This window comes from Photobacterium sp. R1 (assembly GCF_054600795.1).
This window is the reverse complement of sequence record NZ_BAAHZP010000617.1, coordinates 1-265: the sequence shown is the minus strand read 5'-3', so window position 1 is coordinate 265 and position 265 is coordinate 1. Positions and strand designations below refer to the sequence as shown.

1 protein-coding gene is annotated in these 265 nt (G+C 56.2%); it reads left to right on the top strand.

All coding sequences use genetic code 11. The features are described from left to right. Window positions 1–265: DUF1481 domain-containing protein (locus ACYP03_RS26530; RefSeq protein WP_459782744.1), on the top strand; the 265-nt coding region annotated here is incomplete at both ends.

Below are 265 nucleotides of genomic sequence, written 5' to 3'. Positions count from 1 at the left end.
CAACTGCGTGAATTAAAGCGGGCCGGAACAGCGCTGAAAGACGATAAACGCCAGCCGTTTGAATTGCGTGTGCGTTACGATCAGCACGGCGATGCTGTGTTCCAGCGCTATAAAGTCGGCGACACGGTTTTTCCTTTGTCTGATACCCAGCTGCATCAGCTCAGCCAGCAGGCCGACATGGCTGTGGCGCTGGTCCGAGAGCAGTCTCGAGAAGGATTCCAGCTGGTGCAGGGAATGTGGGACGGTCAGCGGTTTGTTCACTGTG